Genomic DNA, 20,870 nt, shown 5'->3' on the forward strand with positions numbered 1-20,870 from the left:
TACGCGATTGCCCAGTGCGTTTGGACAAATTATTGGGGAGGAATGTTGCTATTTGTCCGTTGGCGCGACCACGGCTTTCATCGCCTGCCAGTGCTGGCTGTTCAAGGGGACGCAGGCGGGGCAGGGCGTGGCGGCGATCAGGCTGCGGATCTGCTGCGCGCGCGCCGCCGTCTGCGGGTGAGAGGAAATCCATCCCGGCACGCTGGCCTTGTCCTTGTCGTCGAGCTTCTGGAAAAAGCGCAGCATGCCGTCGGGACGGATCTGTGCGCGCTGCAAGGCAAGCAAACCCAGGCGGTCCGCCTCTTCCTCCATGTCGCGGCTGAAATACAGGGTGCCGGCCTGGTGCGCCAGCATGGCGGCCACGGCGCTGATGTCGCCGATGGTCACGCCCACCAGGGCGCCCCAGCCCAGGCTGCTGATCATTTGCCGCAGCGAATGGCGTTGCTCCACATGCTGCACTTCATGCGCCAGCACGCCGGCCAGTTCGCCCGGGTCGGCTGCCTGGCGCAGCAAGCCTGTATGCACGACGATGATGCCGCCCGGCATGGCAAACGCGTTGACCGTGTCGTCCTGCTTGGCCAGCCAGCGGTACTGGTAGCGCGAACCGGCCGTCAGCTTGCGGCCGATCTCCTGCACCGTCTGCTGCGCCACGCCGCTTTCGCTGATGCCGCCCTGCGCGCGCACTTGCGACAGGGCCAGTTCGCCCAGCTGCTTTTCCGTCGACAAGGGGATCCATCCCGCCAGCGCGCCGACGGCATGGCCGCCTTGCCACCACAGCAGGGCGGCGGCGACGACGGCCGCGCCCGTCAAGCCGGCCAGCCAGCCCGATACTTGCCGCCGGTTGCGCTGGCGCTCGCCCCACAGGCGCTGCAGTTGCGGCTGCAGCGCGGCCGGCGCTTCTTTTAGCACGATGGCGATGTCGTCCGCTGTCAGCGGCTTGAGCGAGGCTTGCCGGCCTTGTCCGTCGAGCCAGTTCAGGAACAGTTCCGGTCCGTCGACACCGCCCACGCTGACGACCAGCTGCGTCACATCGACAGTGGAGCCGGGTGCATCGATGGCCAGCTGGCTGCCGAAGAAGTGCGCGCTGACGGCCGTGCCGGCGGAGCCGCCATCGGGGCCAGCCAGCAGTGCCTGGAATGGCGTCATGCCACCGCCTCGGCAAAGCGGCTTTCGTACAGGGCCGCCATCAGGTCGGACTGGCTGATGATGCCGGCCAGGCGCTCTTCATCGTCGAGGATGGGAATGTGATGGTAGCCGGCATCGGCCATCAGGGGCACGAGGTCGATGATGGGCGTGCCCAGGCGGGCCGTGTGCGGCGACGGCGTCATCAGCTGGCCCACCACTTCCGGTTTGTCGCTGTGGGACAAGCCGCTGCGCTGCAGCAGGCCGCGCAGGCGCTGGCGCATGTCCTGATAATCGTCGAGGCCGCCGTGGCGCAGGAAATCCGTCTGCGTGATGATGCCGATGACGCGGCGCGCCCGGTTCAGCACGGGCAGGGCGCCCACCTGATGCTCGCGCATGGTGCGCCAGGCAACATCGAGCGGCGTGCCGAATTCCACGCTGAGCACGTCTTTCGACATGATGTCGGCGCAGGTGACGACGCCGAAGCGGCGCTGGTAGGCGCGCATTTCCGTTTGCAGGAAGATGGCCTGCAAGTCGTCGCGGCTGATGTCGAGCACTTCGCTGTGCTGGCGCAGCACGGCATCGAGGTCGTCCGGCGAAAAGCCCAGGCGGTTGCTGGGCACCTCATCCTTGGTGTCGTGCGGATGCGGCGCCACCAGTTGCTGGATGTGCGGGTAGCGGCGCCCCGTCAGGTTGTTGTACAGCACGGCGCAAGCGACCAGCACGGCGGAATTGAACAGCACGGTGATGAAGACGAATTCAAAGCCGGCTGCATGCACGCTGGCGCCGCCAACTACCGTGGTCAGAGCGACGGCGCCGCCCGGCGGATGCAAACAGCGCAGGGCAAACATGGCGCCGATGGCCAGGCAGGCGGCCAGCGCCGCCACACCCACGCTGGGGCCCAGCCATTTCACGCAGGCCATGCCGACCAGGCCGGAGACGACATTGCCACCCACCACGGACCACGGTTGCGCCAGCGGGCTGGCCGGCAGGCAGAACAGCAGGACGGCCGAGGCGCCCATGGGTGCGATCAGGTAGACGCTGGCGCTGTCGGGGGCCAGCAGGAAATGGCAGATCAGGCCCGTCAGCAGCAAGCCGCAGATGGCGCCCGCGCAGGCGCGTAATTGTTCGCGGCGGCTGCCGTTGTTCGGTTGCGGCAGCCAGCGTGCCAGGAAAGAAGTCGTCATGGGGGAGGGCGCGTTCGGGCCGCGTTGCTCAGTGTGAGCCCCATATTATCCCATGCGTTCCATTTCGCTGCCTGCCGGCATTAATCCTCGGCGCAGACGGCCTGCAAGCCATGCTGCGCCAGCAAGTTCTTGGCGGCCTCGACGCTGGACGGCTCCGGCTTGCTGCTGGCGCAGGCATAGATGTCATTGAGGACCGTCTCAGCATCCTTGTGCGTGACGGCGGCCATCAGCTCGGCCAGGTTGCGGTCGGAAAAGTGGTCATACAGCAGGGCCAGCACGGCGAAATACGCCGTGTCTGGCATGCCGCCGGAATAGGCGCTGCGCAGCATGCGCGCGGCGCCGGACAAAGTCGGGGGCAGGGTATCTGGCGTGCTCAAGCGGCTTCTCCTTGGCGGTGCTTATATGTTTTCCGCATAAGCACAGTGCAATTAAATGGTGGATATTTCCTACAAGCAGGCATATTCTAGACAATCACGCCCGCTGGCAGTTGTTCAGCTGGCCTTACGATTTCTCTCAGGAGCCCCGCATGCGCGTTTCCCGTTTCGTTTCCCTTTTCTTTGCCAGCCTGCTGCTTGCCGGCACCGCCGTTGCCGCCGCCCCCACACCGGGCAACCCTGTCGCCACGCCGCATTTGCCGTACAACGCGGCGGCCGACGCCAAGGCCGACGTGGCGCGCGCGCTGGCCGAGGCCAAGACGGCGCACGTACCTGTCTTGCTGATCTTTGGCGCGAACTGGTGCGAGGATTGCCGCGCGCTGGACAAGGCCTTGAAGGAAGGCAAGAACGCCGAGTTGATGCAACAGCAGTTCAAGGTCGTCAAGGTCGACGTGGGTAACTTCGACCATAACCTCGATGTGGCGCAAGCCTATGGCAATCCGCTCAAGAAAGGCATCCCCGCTGCCGTGCTCGTATCGAGCGACAACAACCAGGTGCTGTACGCCACCAAGGGCGGCGAACTGGCAAATGCCCGCCGCATGAGCGAAAGCGGCATTTATGATTTCTTCAAGCAAGCGGCGAGCGTGAAGTCACCTGCCCTGTAATTTCCTTAAAACTCTTCCCACGCATCGCTGGCCGGCACTTTCGGGCGGGGCGGTGTGGGCAGCATGGGCTTGTGCGCCGGCGGCTGCGGTGCCACATGCCCGCTTTCTTCCAGCTTGAAGACGCTGACCACCTGCGCCAGCCTGCCCGCCTGATCCTGCAAGGATTGGGCCGCTGCCGCCGCTTCTTCCACGAGGGCCGCGTTTTGCTGGGTGGCGTCATCCATCTGCGTGACAGTGGCATTGACTTGCGCGATGCCCTGGCTTTGCTCCTGGCTGGCCGAGGCGATTTCGCCCATCAGGTCGGCGACTCTCTGGACGGAGACGACGATGTCCTGCATGGTGGCGCCGGCCGAGTCAACCAGCTTGCTGCCCGCTTCCACCTTGCTTCCCGAGTCGACGATCAAGTCCTTGATTTCCTTGGCCGCCTGGCTTGACCTCTGCGCCAGGTTGCGCACCTCAGTCGCCACCACGGCAAAGCCGCGGCCCTGTTCGCCCGCGCGGGCCGCCTCGACCGCCGCATTCAGCGCCAGGATATTGGTTTGAAAGGCAATGCCGTCGATCACGCCGATAATGTCGGCGATCTTGCGCGAACTCTCCGTAATCGCGCCCATCGTTTGCACGACTTGCCCGACCACTTCACCGCCCTTGACGGCGTGGCTCGACGCCGACACCACCAGCTGATTGGCCTGGCGCGCATTGTCCGCGTTCTGTTTCACCGTCGATGTCAGTTCTTCCATGGCTGCCGCTGTTTCTTCCAGGCTCGATGCCTGGGCTTCCGTGCGCGCCGACAGGTCGAGGTTGCCCGACGCGATCTGGCTCGATGCGCTGGCAATGGCCCCGGTACTGTCGCGAACTTCGCGTATCGTCACGTTCAGCGATGCGACGAAGCGGTTGAAGGCGGCGGCCAGTGCACCGACCTCGTCTTCCGATTCGACAGGCATGCGGCGGCTCAGGTCGCCATTCCCGCTGGCGATCTCGCTGAGCATGTCGGCCGCCCGCGCGACGGGGGCGGCGATGGCGCGGCTGATGACATAAATGATGAGCAGGGCGATGCCGCCACCGACCAGGCCGGCGATCAGGGCGGCGATCAGGGCCGATCGCGTGACATTGCCCAGCACTTCCGCTTCCGGTACTTCAGCCATCACATACAGATTCAATTCCGGCACGAAGGAAGCGGCGACGAACTGGCGTCCCGCGGGCGTATCGTAGATGGCGTACGCGTATTTTTTGCCCGTCAACAGGCTCTGGCTCAGGGTATCGCTAAAGCCCGGTAAATCCTTGAGTTGATGCTTGCCATCGGCCAGGGCGGTGTCGCGGTGCACCAGCAGCACGCCGTTGGCGCGCGCCAGGTAGACATGGCCCGTCTGGCCGATCTTGTAGCTGCGGATGGTGTCGGCCAGCGCATTGATGGACAGGCCCAGGCCGGCCGCGATCTGCTTGCCGCCCGCCGTCTGGCCACGCGCATTCAGGTACAACATCAGGTCGCTGGAGTTTTCCGCCTTGTCGATATCGAGCGTATAGGCCTTGTCGCCGGCCAGCAAGCCATAAAACCACTGGTCGGCCGCCTGGTTCTTGTCCAGGGTGCGCAGCAAGCCGTCCGTGGTGAAGTATTTGCCCGTGCTGGCGGAAGCCCAGTTGATCGAGGCCGCCTTGTTCTTTTCCTTGACCACGCTGGCGTAGCGCTGGAAGGTGGCGATGCCGCTGTCGGGCAAGCCAGCGTCTTCCCAGTCTTGCAGGTAGACATCGTTGGCCATGGTCTGCACCACGGACAGCGGCTGGCTGATCTGGCGCAGCACGTCGTTGCGGATCTCGCCCACTTGCGCCGGCAATTCCTGGCTGACGACGCGTTCGCGCACGTAGTCGCTGCTCATGCGCACGCTGAGGAAGGACGAGATCGCCATGAAGAGCAGCAGGCACAAGCCCATGCTGAACAGGAGTTTTTTCTGGATGGAGAGGCGGCGGAGCAGAGACATGGAGGACCTTGGATGGTGGCCTGCACAAGGTGCAGAAAAGCGGGCAGACAAGCGGACAGTATACCGGCCGCGCTGCGCGTCCCGCCGCACCATTGCTGCTTTTCGTTCATTTATGTTGCATTGCAGCAACGTGATTTTCCACGTCCGCCCGGCGTGGATGGAAAACGCTTCAGGCAGGCAAGCCGTGGGCGATCAATTCCAGCGGCAATTCCGTGCTGCATTTGATCTGTTCCATGGAAAAGGCGGAGGACACGCCCGTCAGCTGCACGGCCTTGATGAGCTTTTTATAGAAGGTATCGTAGCCCTTGATGTCGGTGGTGACGACTTTCAGCAGGTAGTCGATATCGCCGCTCATGCGGTGGAATTCCTGTACTTCCGGCAAGACGATGACGGCGGCGGCAAAGCGGCGCAGCCATTTCTCATCGTGCTGGCCCGTGCGCACGCTGACGAAGACGGTCACGGGCAACCCCACTTTTTGCCGGTTGACGATGGCCACGCGGCTCTCGATATAGCCCTCTTCCTCCAGCCGCTTGACCCGCTTCCAGCACGGCGTGCTGGACAGACCGATCTTTTCGCTGAGGGCGGCGATCGACAGGGTACCGTCCTGCTGCAGGGCTGCGAGGATGGCGCAGTCGAATTTGTCGAGCGAGGTGTTTGGTGAATTCATTTTATTATTCCGGTTTTTATGGCATGAACATGCTGCATAGTACCGTAGTTGCAGTGTCTTTTGGCATATCTTCACGGGTGCAGGCCGGTAGACTATCCATATGTTTCAGCCGCTTGCTCTGCCCCCTTTTTAGCTGCGCCCTTTTATAGAATACTCAGACTGCCATCATGAAAGAAATCTACCTCGACAGCAATGCCACCACCTGCGTGCTGCCCGCCGCCGTTGCCGCCGCCCGGCAAGCGATGGAGCAGGGCTATGGCAATCCCAGCAGCACTCATGCCACGGGATTGCAGGCCAAGGCCATGATGGATGGCGTGCGCCAGCGCGCCGCCCGCTTGCTGGGCGTGGGCGACGGCCGGTTGATGTTCAATAGCGGCGCCACCGAAGGTATCCAGACGGCCGTGCTGTCCGCCCTGTGCGCGCTGCGCGAACGGCGCGATGCGGGCAAGCGCATCGGCAGCCTGCTGCTGTATGGCGCGACCGAGCACAAGGCCGTGCCGGAAAGCCTGGCGCACTGGAACCGTTTATTGGGCCTGAACCTGGAAGTGCGCAAGCTGCCTGTCGATGCGCAAGGGCGCCACGATCTGCAGGCCCTGGGCGCGCTGATCGGCGATGCGGCCATGCTGTGCACGATGGCGGCGAATAATGAAACGGGCGTCGTCAGCGATTTGTCCGCCATCGCCCAGTTGCTGCAGGAACGGGGCGCCGACGCCTACTGGATGGTCGATTGCGTGCAGGCGCTGGGCAAGCTGAAACTGAACCTGGCCGCCACGCGCATCGATTACGCGCCGTTTTCCGGCCACAAGCTGTATGCGCCCAAGGGCATCGGCATGCTGTACGTGCGCGCCGGCGCGCCGTTTACGCCACTGATGATGGGCGGCGGCCAGGAAGGTGGCCTGCGCTCGGGCACGGAAAACATGGCCGGCATCGCCGCGCTGGGCGCCGTGCTGGCCGCGCTCGACGATGGCAAGACCTTCCGCAGCCACGCCGACCTGGCCGCTTTCCGCGAGCAGCTGGTGGCCAGCCTGGAACGGGCTTTTCCCGGCATCGTTTTCAATATGCCGTTCGACTTGTCCTTGTCGACGACGCTCAATTTTTCCGTGCCGGGCCTGTCCTCAAAAGAGCTGCTGGACCTGTTCGACGCGGCGCGCGTGCGCGTCAGTTCGGGCAGCGCCTGCTCCGCCGCCAAGGCGCTCCCCAGCTATGTCCTCGAAGCGATGCATGTGCCGCAATGGCGCGCCAGCTCGGCCATCCGTCTGTCGTTCGGCCCCCTGATCGACGCGGCGACGATTGCCGCTGCCTGCGCGCGCATCGAGCGCTGTGGCGAGGCCCTGCGCAGCAGCTGTCTGCTGCCGTCGGCGCTGGCGCCATCGCCGCAGGACGGCGCGCAGGACGGCATAATCCAGCTGAGCGTGGATGGCCAGTGCACCTGGCTGATCAGCGACGCTGCCAGCGCCAGTTGTGTCGTCATCGATCCAGTCGCCGCGCTCGTGCCGCGCCTGGCCGCCTTCATCCGCTGCCAGCAGCTGGCCTTGTGCGCCATCGTGCACACGGCGCCGCCAGCCGACCATGGCGTGGCGCGCCTGGCATTGCTGCAGGAACTCGCCATCGAGCAGGTGGGGCGCATCGATATCGACGGTGAGCTGGCACTGGGCAAGCAGCGCCTGCGCCGCGTCGAGTGTGGTGAAAACCATGTGTACCTGCTCGATCAGCGCTTCGCCTTCATCGGCAACCTGGCGCCCGAGGCGCTGGCGCCCCTGCTGGATGTGGCGCTGCTGACGCAAGGCACCGTGCTGTGCGCATCAGGCGACGACGGCAGCATTTGCGGCACCGTACGCAGCGTGCAGGAAGGTATCGTGCCTGCCGCCGAACTGCAGCTCGATGCGGCCGCCTTGCCCGCCTTCCTGCGCCAGCATCCCGACGCCATCCTTGTCGACGTGCGCGAAGCGTATGAACACGCGGCTTGCGCCGGCACGGTATTCGAGGGCTGCGCCGTGCACAGCGTACCGCTGAGCCGCCTGGCGGGCCAGGTAGCCGCGTGGCTGCAGCAGCCGCAGCGCCCGCTGGTCTTTTTCTGCCGCAGCGGCAACCGCAGCGCGCGCGCCGCCGCCTGCCTGTGCCGCCTCGGTCACGGCGCGGCATGGCAACTCAACGGCGGCATGGCGATGGCGGAGGCGACGCGCCACCCGCTGGCCATCGCTGCCTGAGCGGTTTGAACTTTCTTCCGTGAAATATTGCGCCGTGCCATCATTGGCACGGTGCTGCTACTCATTTCCCTCTGTTCATTTCCTCCAGGAATTTTTCTCCCGTTTTACTCGCTGATTTCTTTGCCGGCACGCCCCTAAAGCGCCGGGTATGTACGCTAGCGCACGGTCTTGCGCACAGGGCGCCCCTACGATGAAGTTCAGAAAATCTCCCTATACCCTGAGATTCGTCGCAACGCTCCGGCGCTTCGCTTTCCGTCTTCGCCAGTGTCCGATCGTGTTCTTCAGACTGGGCCAGCGTGACGGCGGCCGCTGGCTGCCTGCGCGCACCTAGCGAGGCCAAGTTGAAAGAGTACACAGCAGTTGTCACGCAGCAGATCAAGGAACAGATTTCCAAAGTCAGGGAAATCTTCCGCGACCATTCCCTCGCACCGGACACCTTCGACGCCGCGCGCGACGATGCCTTGCCCCTGCGTTCCGAATTATTCAGCGCCATCCAGATGGCCGCCCACGGCAAGCACGTGGCCGCCGGCCATGCGGTAGGTCGGCATCATGGCCGCGACCGCCTGCTGGCGCGCCTGGCCGACAATGCGGCCCTGATCACGGCTACCGTCAACGAGCTGACGGCCACGGTGAAAAGCGGGCGCCAGGTCACGCCCGCCTCGGAATGGCTGCTCGATAATTTTTACCTGATCGAAGAGCAGATCCGCACCACGCGGCGGCATTTGCCGAAGAACTACAGCAAGGAGCTGCCACGGCTGACCTCTGGGGCGGATGCCGGCTGTCCGCGCGTGTACAAGATCGCGCTGGAAATCATCTCGCATGGCGATGGCCGCGTCGACCTGGAAAACCTGTGCCACTTCGTCGAGGCGTACCAGGACGTGGCCACCTTGACCCTGGGCGAGCTGTGGGCCGTGCCCATCATGCTGCGTCTGGCCCTGATCGAAAACCTGCGCCGCGTCGCCGTACGCGTGGCCGATGACCGCATGCAGCGCGACCTGGCCAATACCTGGGCCGACCAGATGACGGAGATCGCCGAGCGCAATCCCAGCGGCTTGATACTGCTGGTGGCAGACATGGCACGTTCGAATCCGCCGATGACCAGCGCCTTCGTGGCCGAATTGTCGCGCCGCCTGCAGGGACAGAGTTCCTCGCTGACCCTGGCGCTATCGTGGCTGACGCACAAGCTGGCCGAGTCGGGCCTCACCATCGAGCAGCAGATCCAGTCCGAGATCGGGCAGCAGGCGGCCGACCAGGTGTCGATCGCCAACAGCATCGGCAGCCTGCGTTTTCTCGGCACCATGGATTGGCAGGAATTCGTCGAAACCATGAGCGTGGTCGAGCAGACCCTGCGCCTGGACCCGGCCGGCACGTATGGCTTGATGGATTTCGCCACGCGCGACAGCTACCGCCACGCCATCGAGCGCATCGCCAAGCGCAGCGCGCGCAGCGAAGTGGAGGTGGCCGAGATGGTGGTGCAACTGGCGCACACGCACGGCAACGGCAATGACGCGCGCCGCGGCCACATCGGCTTTTACCTGGTGGGGCGCGGCGTGCTGGTGCTGGAAAAGCAGGCCGGCGCCAGGCTGCCTTTCATCGAGGCGCTGCAGCATACGGCGCGCGCCGCGCCGCTGGCCGTCTACCTGGGCGCGATCTCGTTCCTGACCCTGGCGACGAGCGCCTTGCTGCTCGAGCGCGCCGTGCGCCATGGCGTGCAGGGCTGGCCCCTGGCGGCGCTGGGTGCGCTGGCGCTGCTGGGCAGCAGCCAGCTGGCCGTGGCCGTGGTGAACTGGCTGGCGACCCTGATGACGTCGCCGCACCCGCTGCCGCGCATGGATTACCAGGCCGGCATTCCATCGGATGCGCGCGGCATGGTCGTCGTGCCGACCCTGATCTACAGCCAGGAAAACGTGGCGGCCCTGTGCGAGGCGCTGGAAGTGCGTTATCTCGCCAACCGCGATCCGAATTTGCGCTTTTGCCTGCTGACCGACTTCGTCGACGCGGAAGCGCAAACGATGCCGGGCGACGAAGCCCTGCTGCGCCAGGCGCAGGAGACCATCCGTGGCTTGAACGAGAAATACCGCGTGGAGGGCGTGGCGGCCAAGGAAAACGGCGACCCGGCCGACCCGGAACAGCTGGGCCAGGTGGGGCCGTTCCTGCTGCTGCACCGTCCGCGCCTGTGGAATTCGCAGCAGAATGCGTGGATGGGGCAGGAGCGCAAGCGCGGTAAATTGTCCGACCTGCACGCATTTTTGCGGGGCGGCGCGCGCGACAAATTCTCGCTGGTGGAAGGCGAGTTGCGCGGTCTGCGCACGATCAAATACGTGATCACGCTCGACACGGATACGCAGCTGCCGCGCGACGCGGCACGCGAATTCATCGCCACCATGATGCACCCGCTGAACCGTCCCGTACTGGACGCGGCCGGCACGCGCGTGGTGGCCGGCTACGGCATCTTGCAGCCGCGCGTGGCCGTGGCGCTGCCCAGCGCCAACGCCTCGCGCTACGAGCTGCTGTGCGGCGGCGAGCCAGGCATCGACCCCTACACGCGCACCGTGTCGGACTTGTACCAGGACGTGTTCTATGAAGGCTCCTTCATCGGCAAAGGCATCTATGACCTCGACATGTTCGAGCGCGTGCTGGGCCAGCGCCTGCCCGACAATAAAATCCTCAGCCACGATTTGCTGGAAGGCTGCTACCTGCGCGCCGGCTTGCTGAGCGACTCGCAGCTGTACGAGGAATATCCGGCCCGCTATGACGCCGACGTGAGCCGCCGCCAGCGCTGGATCCGCGGCGACTGGCAGCTGATCGGCTGGCTGCTGGGCCGGGTGCCGGGCCGCGCCGGCAAGCGCGAACGCAATCCTTTGTCGATGCTGTCGCTCTGGAAGCTGTTCGACAACCTGCGCCGCAGCGTCGTGGCGCCGGCCACCACCTTGTCGCTGCTGCTGGCGTGGGGCTTCCTGCCGCAGGTGGCATTCTGGAGCGCGGCCGTGCTGGCCATCATCTTCCTGCCGCCCGTGTTTTCAGCCCTGTACGATTTGCTGCGCAAACCGCGCGACACCCTGTGGCGCCAGCACCTGGCCGCCTTCGAGCGGCGCTGCGGCGTGCAGTTTTCGCACGCCATGCTGACCCTCGTCTTCCTGCCGTATGAAGCGTGGATCAGCCTGGACGCCATCGTGCGCACCCTGTGGCGCCTGGGCGTGTCGCACAAGCACTTGCTCGACTGGCGCGCGTCGAACCTGCATGTATCGTCGGGTTCGCAGGCCGACAGCTGGCGCGCCATGTGGTGCTCGCCCGCGCTGGCGCTGGCCGCCTTCGGCGCCTTGCTCTACTGGCGTCCCGAGGCCTTGCCCGCCGCCGCCGTGGTGCTGCTGCTGTGGCTGGCCGCACCCGCCATCGCCTGGTGGATCAGCCGCCCCATCGAGCGTGCCGTGGCGCGCCTGTCGGCCGAGCAGGGACGCTTCCTGCATGGCGTGGCGCGCAAGACCTGGGCCTATTTCGATACCTTCGTCGGGCCGGACGACCACTGGCTGCCGCCCGATAACATGCAGGAGCATCCGAACCTGGTGGTGGCGCACCGCACCTCGCCGACGAATATCGGCCTGGCGCTGCTGGCCAATTTGACGGCCTACGATTTCGGCTACCTCACCCTGGGCCAGTTGATCGAGCGCAGCCGCGCCACCCTGCACAGCATGGGTGAGCTGGAACGTTTCCAGGGCCACTTCTATAACTGGTACGACACGCAGACCCTGAAGGCGCTGCAGCCGATGTACATCTCGACGGTCGACAGCGGCAACCTGGCCGGCCATCTGCTGACCTTGCAGCCGGGACTGGTGGAACTGTATGACGCCCCGATCATCGGCGCGCAGGTGGTGCAGGGCATCCGCACGACGGCGCAGGTGCTGCAGGAATTCATCGCCGCCGAAGGCGAGAGCAAGGCCATGCGCGAGAGCATGAGCCTGCTGCAGGCGCAGGCCGCGCCCGCCAGCCTGGCCGAATGGCATGCCTATCTCGCCGCCGCGAATGGCGCTGCCGAGGCGCTGCTGTCGCTGACCTTGCAAAGCGAGGATGGCGAGCTGTCCATGTGGAGCGGTGCGCTGGCGCGCCAGTGCCGCGCGGCGCTGGCCGAGTTGCTGCAGCTGACGCCATGGGCGGCGCAGGCGGGCGTCGATCCTGCGTGGCTGCGCGTGCCGACCCTGCGCGAACTGGCCAACCTGGAAACATCGGAAGGCACGCCTTCGGAGCTGGCCGCCTTGCTGGCGCAGGGCCGCGAACAGGCGGGTCGCCACATGCGCGATATCGCCCACGCGGCGGGCCAGGCGCGCGACTTCGCGCAGATCGAGTACGCGTTCCTGTACAACCCATCGACAAAACTGCTGGCCATCGGCTACAACGTCAGCGAGCGGCGCCTGGACCCCAGCTACTACGATTTATTGGCTTCCGAAGTGCGCCTGGCCAGCTTCATCGCCATCGCCCAGGGCCAGCTGCCGCAGGAGCACTGGTTCGCCCTGGGCCGCCAGCTGTGCATGGTGGCCGGCCAGCCCGTGCTGCTGTCGTGGAGCGGCTCGATGTTCGAGTACCTGATGCCGCTGCTGGTGATGCCGAACTACCCGAATACCCTGCTTGACCAGACCTACCACTCCGTCATCGAGGCGCAGATCGACTATGGCCGCCAGCGCGACGTGCCATGGGGGATTTCCGAATCCGGCTACAACACGGTCGACGCCAGTTTGAACTATCAATACCGCGCCTTCGGCGTGCCGGGACTGGGTTTGAAACGGGGCCTGGCTGACGATCTGGTGGTGGCGCCATATGCCAGCATGATGGGCCTGATGGTCCAGCCGGAAGCGTCTTGCCAGAACCTGCAGCGCATGCAGGCGGCCGGCTACATGGGCCGTTACGGCTTCTTTGAAGCCATCGATTTCACGACGGCGCGCCTGCCGCGCGGGCAGGGCAGCGCCATCATCCGCTCCTTCATGGTGCACCACCAGGGCATGGGCTTCCTGGCCCTCAGCTACCTGCTGCACGACCGTCCGATGCAGCGCCGTTTCGAGTCCGATCCGCTGCTGCAATCGGCCTTGCTGGTGCTGCAGGAACGCACGCCGCAGGCCGGCGCGTTCTACTCGAACACGGCCGAACTGGCGGTGCTGCGCAGCGGCGCGCCCGAGCAAGCCATGCCGATGCGCATCCTCACGCAAGCCAACAGCGCCGTGCCGGAAACGCAGCTGCTGTCGAATGGCCGCTACCACGTCATGGTGAGCAATGCGGGCGGCAGCTACAGCCGCTGGAAAGACCTGTCCGTGACGCGCTGGCGCGAAGACAGCACGCGCGATAACTGGGGTAATTTCTGCTACCTGCGCGACCTCGACGACGGTGCCGTCTGGTCCACCATGTATCAGCCCACCTTGGCCGAACCGAAGAAATATGAAGTGATCTTTTCCGAGGGGCGGGCGGAGTTCCGCCGTGCCGACCATGGCCTCGACCTGTACACGGAAATCGTCGTCTCGCCCGAGGATGACATCGAAATCCGCCGCACGCGCATCAGCAATAATTCGAACCGCCAGCGGCGCATCGAGATCACCAGTTTTGCCGAAGTGGTGATGGCGCCGGCGGCGGCCGATGCGGCCCATCCCGCGTTCAGCAAGCTGTTCGTACAGACGGAAATCCTCGCGCATGAAAAAGCGATTTTATGTACGCGCCGGCCCCGCTCCAAGGAAGAGCAGATGCCGTGGCTGCTGCATGTGATGACGGTGCACGATATCGAGCGCTACGAAGTATCGTTCGAGACGGACCGCGCGCGCTTCATCGGCCGCGGCAATACGGTGCAACTGCCGCAGGCGCTGCAGGAAAGTGGCCCGCTCAGTGGCGGCCACGGCTCCGTGCTCGATCCCATCGTGGCCATCCGCTATGTCATCACGCTCCAACCCGACCAGGCCGTCACGGTCGACAGCGTTACCGGCATGGTGGAGCAGCGCGACGCGGCACTGCACCTGATCGACAAATACCAGGACCGCCACCTGGCCGACCGCGTGTTCGAACTGGCCTGGACGCACAGCCAGGTGGTGCTGCGCCAGTTGAATGCCAGCGAAGCGGACGCGCAGCTGTATGCGCGCCTGGCCAATGCCGTGATCTATCCGAATGCAGCCCTGCGCGCCGAGGCCAGCATCCTGATCAAGAACCAGCGTGGCCAGTCCGGCCTGTGGGCGTATGCCATATCCGGCGACTTGCCCATCGTGCTGCTGCAGATACGCGACGCGGCCAATATCGAACTGGCGCGCCAGATGGTGCAGGCGCATGCCTACTGGCGCCTGAAAGGCCTGATCGTCGACCTGGTGATCTGGTATGAAGAGCAGTCGGGCTACCGCCAGCTGCTGCACGACCAGATCATGGGCTTGATCGCCTCGGGCATCGACGCGCAGGCTATCGACCGCCCGGGCGGCATCTTCGTGCGCCTGGCCGAGCAGATCGCCAACGAGGACCGCATCTTGCTGCAATCGGTGGCACGCGCCATCATCAGCGACCTGCGCGGCACTCTGGCCGAGCAGGTCAAGCGTCCGCCGAGCCCCGTGCTGCGCATGCCGCCGCTGCTGCAGGACCCGGCCCGCGAACATGGCGGCGTGCCGCACCGGGCGCAGGCGCGCGAGCTGATCCTGGAAAATGGCCTCGGCGGCTTCACGCCCGATGGCCGCGAATACGTGATTACCACGGGAGAGGGCAAGCAGACGCCGGCGCCGTGGTCGAACGTGCTGGCCAATGCGCAATTCGGCACGGTGGTGTCCGAAGCCGGCCAGGCGTATACGTGGAGCGAGAATGCGCATGAATTCCGCCTCACGCCATGGCAGAACGACCCCGTGTCCGACCTGTCCGGCGAAGCGTTCTATGTGCGCGATGAGCAAACGGGCCAGTTCTGGTCACCCTCGTCCCTGCCCGCGCGCGGCAGCGGCGACTACGTCACGCGCCACGGCTTCGGCTACAGCGTGTTTGAACACAGCGAGGGCGGTATCGCCACGGAACTGTGCACCTATGTGGCGCTCGATGCGGCCGTCAAATATTCGGTCATCAAGGTGCGCAACGACAGCGGCGTGCCGCGCCGCCTGTCCGTCACGGGCTATGTGGAATGGGTGATGGCCGACCTGCGCGCCAAGTCCGGCATGCATGTGGCCACGGAGGTCGACACGATCAGCGGCGCCCTGTTTGCCCGCAATAACTACAATACGGAGTTTTCGGGCCGGGTCGGCTTCTTCAATACGGATGCCAGCATCCGCTCCATCACTTGCGACCGCAATGAATTCATCGGCCGCAATGGCAGCCTGGCGCAGCCGGCCGCCTTGCGCCGCGTGCGCCTGTCCGGCAAGGCGGGCACGGGGCTGGATCCGTGCGCGGCCATCCAGGTCCCGTTTGAATTGCAGCCGGGGCAGGAACGTGAAATCGTCTTCCTGCTCGGCGTGGGCGGGCGCCGCAATGCCGACGCCAGCACCATGGTGCAGCGCCATGCGGGCAAGGATGCGGCCCGCAGTGCGCTCGACGCGGTGCGCGCGCACTGGGAAGGCACTCTGGGCGCGGTGCGCATCGAAACGCCCGATCCATCGCTGGACGTGATCGCCAATGGCTGGCTGATGTACCAGACCATCGCCTGCCGCCTGTGGGCGCGCAGCGGCTACTACCAGTCGGGCGGCGCCTACGGTTTCCGCGACCAGCTGCAAGATGCGATGGCCATGATCCACACGGCGCCGCAGCTGCTGCGCAATCACTTGCTGCTGTGTGCGGCGCACCAGTTTGTCGAAGGCGACGTGCAGCACTGGTGGCATCCGCCATCGGACCGCGGCGTGCGCACGCATTGCTCCGACGATTACCTGTGGTTGCCGCTGGCCGCCTGCCGCTATGTGATCGCCACGGGCGACGTCAACGTGCTGTCGGAAGTGGCGCCCTTCATCGAGGGCCGCGCCGTCAAGCCGGAAGAGGATTCGTATTACGACCTGCCCGTGCGTTCGGGCGAGTCGGCCGACCTGTACGAGCACTGCGTGCGCGCCATCCGCCATGGCTTGCGCCTGGGCGTGCACGGCTTGCCGTTGATCGGTTCCTGCGACTGGAACGACGGCATGGACAAGGTGGGCGAACATGGCAAGGGCGAGAGCGTGTGGCTGGCCTTCTTCCTGTACGAAGTGCTGCAGCGCTTTGCCGAGGTGGCCGTGCTGCGCGGCGATGCTGCGTTTGCCCAGTTCTGCCGCGACGAAGCCGTGAAACTGGCGGCCAGCGTCGAGGAACATGCGTGGGATGGCGAGTGGTACCGGCGCGCGTATTTCGACGACGGCACGCCATTGGGTTCGCACACGAACGAGGAGTGCCAGATCGATTCGATTTCGCAAAGCTGGGGCGTGCTGTCGGGCGCGGCCAACAAGGAGCGGGTCGCCGGCGCCATGCGCCAGGTCGATGCGCGCCTGGTGCGCCGTGATTCCGGCGTGATCCAGCTGCTCGATCCGCCGTTCGACAAAGCCGACCTCAATCCCGGCTATATCCGCGGCTATGTGCCGGGCGTACGCGAGAACGGCGGCCAGTACACGCATGCGGCCATCTGGACGGCGATGGCGTTTGCGCGCCTGGGTGACGGCGAAAAGGCGTGGGAACTGCTGCGCATGATCAATCCCGTGCGCCATGGCATGGACGCACAGGCGGTGGCGCGCTACAAGGTGGAACCGTATGTGGTGACGGCCGATGTGTATGCCGTCGCGCCGCACGTGGGACGCGGCGGCTGGAGCTGGTACACGGGATCGTCGGGCTGGCTGTACCGCCTGATCGTCGAATCCCTGCTGGGCTTGACGCGTGAAGCGAACGTGCTGCGCATGGCGCCCACCATGCCGGCCGAATGGGACAGCTTCAAGCTGCATTACCGCTTCGGTGCCAGCAGTTATGCCATCACGGTGGAGCAGGCGCAGGGGCGGCCTGCGGGATTGTCGCTCGATGGCGTCGCGCAGGGCGGCAACAGCATTGCCTTGCGCGACGAGGGCCGCGAGTATGCGGTGCTACTGCTGCTCTAGTATTGTCCAGGTGTCGTGTTCGGGCCGGCGCCGGCCAGCCAGCAGAATCAAGCCGGCGCCGAACAGCAGCAGGTCGCGCGTGCGTACTTCGGGCGCGGACTGCGCTGCTGTCTGGCGGTGGTAGTTCAAGGGTATCGCCAGGGCGGCGATAGGCTGGCTGGCGCAAGCGGCCAGGCACAGCGCCGCCACTTTTCTGTTTAACTGCATACATTCCTCAAGAAGGCGCGCTGCCCGCTCGGGATGGGCGCGCCGGTACTCATGTCGCCGACATTGTAATTATGAGCATGAATATTGTAAATGAGAAATTATATCAGGCTGCCTCAGAACCCTAGTGCCGCGCCCGCGCCCAGCAGGGTGGCCACGCCCAGCACGGCAAAGACCAGCGCCGCGATGCCGTGCACGAGGCGCAGCGGGACGCGGTTGGCGATCCTGTCGCCCAGGTAGACGGCCGGCACGTTGGCCAGCATCATGCCGAACGTGGTGCCCAGCACAACAGAGACAATGTCGTGATAGCGCGCCGCCAGCGCTACGGTCGCCACCTGCGTCTTGTCTCCCATTTCCGCCATGAAGAAGGCGATCAGAGTGGTCAGGAAGACGCCATACCTGGCCAGCTTCGTTTCGCCTTCATCGAGCTTGTCGGGGATCAGGGTCCAGGCGGCCATGGCGAGGAATGATACGCCCAGTACCCAGCGCAGCACATCGGGCCCCAGCATGCTGGTGATCCAGGTACCGACGGCGGCGGCAAACGCGTGATTGGCGATGGTGGCGACGAAGATCGCCAGCACGATGGGCAGGGGCTTGCGGAATTTGGCGGCCAGCAAAAAGGCCAGGAGTTGGGTTTTGTCGCCGATTTCAGCGAGACCGACGATGCCGGTGGAGATGAGGAATGCTTCCATGAGATTGCAAGAGTACGCGGGCCGGACGAATTAACCAATGATCCACGGGCGACTCCGGCCCATGCGGCCGCCCTGGATCAATGGTCTCGTCAAGTTCTGCAACCACCTGCACCATGGCCTGCGGGCCAATCATGTTGATACAGGTTCCCGCGGCAGGACCGCGGGACGACTACTCCCCAATGTTCGAGGCGCATCATACGCCAATGCCCGCGCCGGCGCCAGTACCGGCGGGGCACGGCGCGGCCTGGTGTGTGGGACTTCGACAACAATGATCGATTTGCAAACAGACTCGACTTAGAATGCAGTGTGCCCACGACTCCCAGATGGAATGCGCCATGCCGGTCCTTGTCCGCTTGCTTGCCTTATGTGTGACCTTGTTTGCTCCCTTGTCCGGCCTGTGCGCCGCCGCGCCCTTCGACGACAAGTTCCGCCAGCTGGAAGAACTGCTGCCTACGCCGAATGCCTACCGGACGGCGTCCGGTGCGCCGGGTCACGCCTACTGGCAGCAGCGCGCTGATTACGTGATCCGCGCCACGCTCGATGAGGCACGGCGCGCCATCACGGCCAGCGAACAGATCACCTACCACAACCGCTCGCCCGACAGCCTTGCGTACTTGTGGCTGCAGCTGGAGCAGAATGGCTTGCGCCAGGATGCCGACCAGCGCCGCGTACTGAGCGCGCCCTCGCGCCAGGCCTGGTTGAGCGGCAGCGAGGACGAAGCGCTGAAATTCGAGGACTTGCGCGCCATCCATGCGGGCCGCGAATTCGACGGCGGCTTCAAGCTCACCGCCGTGAAAGCGGCCAGCGGCAAGCCGCTGCCGCATGTGGTCAACCAGACCATGCTGCGCATCGATCTGCCGGTGGCGCTGGCGCCTGGCCAGAGCGTCACTTTCAGCATCGACTGGTCGTATCAGATCAATGACCAGAAGGTGCTGGTCGAGCGCTCCGGCTATGAGTACTTTGAAGACGACAAGAACGCGATTTTCCAGATCGCGCAATGGTTCCCGCGCATGGCCGCGTATTACGACGCTGTCGGCTGGCAGCACAAGCAGTTCCTCGGCTCAGGCGAATTCACCTTGGAGTTTGGCGATTACGAGTTGTACCTGACGGTGCCGGGCGACCATGTGGTGGCCGCCACGGGCGAACTGCAAAACCCTGCTAGCGTGTTGAGCGCGGCGCAGCGCGAACGCCTGGCGCGGGCAAAGAACAGCAATACGCCGCTGCTGGTGATCACGCCCGCCGAGGCGCTGGCGGCGGAAAAGAGTAAAGCGGTGGGCATGAAAACCTGGCACTTCAAGGCGGCCAATGTGCGCGACGTGGCGTGGGCCTCGAGCCGCAAGTTCATCTGGGATGCGCAGGGACTGGACAGCGGCGGCAAGCGCGTGATGGCCATGTCCTACTATCCTAACGAGGGCAATCCGCTGTGGCAGCAGTACAGCACGCGCGCCGTCGTGCACGCGATCGAGCAGTACAACAAGTACAGCTTCGACTATCCGTATCCGAACGCGATCTCCGTCAATGGCGCCGTCGGCGGCATGGAGTACCCGATGATTGCGTTCAATGGCGGACGCCCCGTGAAGGACAAGAAGACGGGAGAACTCACGTATTCGAAGACGGCCAAATATGACCTGATCGGCGTGATCATCCATGAAGTGGGCCACAATTATTTTCCCATGATCGTCAACTCGGACGAGCGCCAGTGGACGTGGATGGACGAGGGCCTCAATTCCTTCCTGCAGTACCTGGCCGAGCAGGCGTGGGAAGAGCATTTCCCCTCCTGGAATGGCGAGCCGCGCAAGATCGTCGACTACATGCGCAGCCAGAACCAGGTGCCCATCATGACCAATTCCGAGTCCTTGCTGCAGTTCACGGCGAATGCCTATGACAAGCCGGCCACGGCACTCAACATCCTGCGCGAGACCATCCTGGGGCGCGAACTGTTCGACTTCGCCTTCAAGCAGTACGCCTTGCGCTGGAAGTTCAAGCGCCCCACGCCCGCCGACTTTTTCCGCACCATGGAAGACGCTTCCGGCACGGACCTGGACTGGTTCTGGCGCGGCTGGTTCTATACCACGGACGCGGTCGACATCAGCATCGACGGCATCAGCGAATATGGCGTGAGCACGAAGAATCCGGAAGTCGAGAAAGCGTGGAAGAAGGCGCAGAAGGCCGCGCAGCCCATCTCGATCTCGGACCAGCGCAACAAGGCGCTGCCGAAGAAGGTCGACCTCGATCCCGCGCTGAAGGATTTCTATAACCGGCACGATGAATTCACGGTCACCAACAAGGACCGCAACAGCTATGCGGAAGAGCAGGAAGCGCTGGAGCCGTGGGAGAGACAGCTTCTGGAACAGCGCAACATGGGCAAGCATCTGTACCTGGTCGACTTTTCGAATCTCGGCGGCCTGGTGATGCCGCTGATACTGGAGATTGAACTGAAAAGCGGCAAGAAGATCATCGAACGCGTGCCTGCCGAAGTGTGGCGCTATGCGCCGCACAAGATCAGCAAGGTCATCGTTACTGACGAGCCGATGGTGGGACTGGTGCAGGACCCGTACTGGGAGACGGCCGATATCGACACCAGCAACAATGCGTGGCCGAGAAAAATCACGCCATCGCGCCTCGAACTGTTCAAGCAGGACCGCGACAAGAACAACCTGATGAAGGATTTTAATGCGCCGCTGAAGGCACCCGAGGCCAAGCCGGAAGCCAAGGCCGAGACGAAATAGGGAAACGGCGCCGGCCAG

11 protein-coding genes and 1 riboswitch are annotated in these 20,870 nt (G+C 64.6%); of the genes, 4 read left to right on the top strand and 7 right to left on the bottom strand.

Going from position 1 to position 20,870, the window contains the following annotated elements; all coding sequences use genetic code 11:
• Positions 1-48: 48 nt before the first annotated feature.
• The 3 genes from LSO07_RS02840 to LSO07_RS02850 form a co-directional block, all read right to left on the bottom strand.
• Complete coding sequence (locus LSO07_RS02840) at positions 49-1,146, bottom strand: M48 family metallopeptidase (RefSeq protein WP_151092219.1); 1,098 nt, start codon at positions 1,144-1,146, stop codon at positions 49-51.
• Positions 1,143-2,309 (bottom strand): HPP family protein, encoded by a 1,167-nt coding sequence (locus LSO07_RS02845; protein WP_151092221.1) that lies wholly within the window; start codon positions 2,307-2,309, stop codon positions 1,143-1,145. Before LSO07_RS02845 ends, LSO07_RS02840 begins: the two co-directional genes overlap by 4 nt.
• Positions 2,310-2,389: 80 nt before the next feature.
• Complete coding sequence (locus LSO07_RS02850) at positions 2,390-2,686, bottom strand: DUF3349 domain-containing protein (protein WP_092609214.1); 297 nt, start codon at positions 2,684-2,686, stop codon at positions 2,390-2,392.
• A gap of 149 nt (positions 2,687-2,835) precedes the next feature.
• On the opposite strand from LSO07_RS02850, the gene LSO07_RS02855 reads away from it, so the two are divergent.
• Positions 2,836-3,348, top strand: a complete 513-nt coding sequence (locus tag LSO07_RS02855; protein WP_208672445.1) for a thioredoxin family protein — start codon at positions 2,836-2,838, stop codon at positions 3,346-3,348.
• 5 nt (positions 3,349-3,353) lie between these two features.
• Here LSO07_RS02855 and LSO07_RS02860 read toward each other — a convergent pair whose 3' ends face one another.
• The gene (locus LSO07_RS02860; protein WP_151092222.1) at positions 3,354-5,321 is read right to left on the bottom strand and encodes a methyl-accepting chemotaxis protein; all 1,968 of its coding nucleotides are present in this window, start codon (positions 5,319-5,321) and stop codon (positions 3,354-3,356) included.
• A 169-nt stretch (positions 5,322-5,490) separates the two neighbouring features.
• A complete protein-coding gene (locus LSO07_RS02865) occupies positions 5,491-5,988 on the bottom strand; it encodes an Lrp/AsnC family transcriptional regulator (protein WP_034783259.1) in 498 nt (165 codons plus the stop codon).
• A 167-nt stretch (positions 5,989-6,155) separates the two neighbouring features.
• Here LSO07_RS02865 and LSO07_RS02870 point away from each other — a divergent pair, with 167 nt between their 5' ends.
• Positions 6,156-8,195 (top strand): aminotransferase class V-fold PLP-dependent enzyme, encoded by a 2,040-nt coding sequence (locus tag LSO07_RS02870; RefSeq protein ID WP_151092223.1) that lies wholly within the window; start codon positions 6,156-6,158, stop codon positions 8,193-8,195.
• 404 nt (positions 8,196-8,599) lie between these two features.
• Positions 8,600-17,227 carry a GH36-type glycosyl hydrolase domain-containing protein gene (locus LSO07_RS02875; protein ID WP_151093970.1) on the top strand — a complete coding sequence of 2,876 codons (8,628 nt, stop codon included), beginning with the start codon at positions 8,600-8,602 and terminating at the stop codon, positions 17,225-17,227.
• On the opposite strand, the gene LSO07_RS02880 is transcribed toward LSO07_RS02875, so the two are convergent.
• Together LSO07_RS02880 and LSO07_RS02885 are read right to left on the bottom strand one after the other, a co-directional pair.
• Positions 17,213-17,434, bottom strand: coding sequence for a hypothetical protein (locus LSO07_RS02880; RefSeq protein ID WP_070278878.1), 222 nt, complete (start codon positions 17,432-17,434; stop codon positions 17,213-17,215). The two genes, LSO07_RS02875 and LSO07_RS02880, sit on opposite strands and share 15 nt — an antisense overlap.
• A 113-nt stretch (positions 17,435-17,547) precedes the next feature.
• Positions 17,548-18,123, bottom strand: coding sequence for a TMEM165/GDT1 family protein (locus LSO07_RS02885; protein ID WP_070278880.1), 576 nt, complete (start codon positions 18,121-18,123; stop codon positions 17,548-17,550).
• 10 nt (positions 18,124-18,133) lie between these two features.
• Positions 18,134-18,313, bottom strand: a riboswitch (yybP-ykoY riboswitch).
• A 145-nt stretch (positions 18,314-18,458) separates the two neighbouring features.
• On the opposite strand from LSO07_RS02885, the gene LSO07_RS02890 reads away from it, so the two are divergent.
• Positions 18,459-20,852, top strand: a complete 2,394-nt coding sequence (locus tag LSO07_RS02890) for a M1 family aminopeptidase (RefSeq protein WP_151092225.1) — start codon at positions 18,459-18,461, stop codon at positions 20,850-20,852.
• Positions 20,853-20,870: the final 18 nt, after the last annotated feature.

Source organism: Janthinobacterium sp. PLB04 (assembly GCF_021165895.1).
Lineage (GTDB): Bacteria > Pseudomonadota > Gammaproteobacteria > Burkholderiales > Burkholderiaceae_D > Janthinobacterium > Janthinobacterium lividum.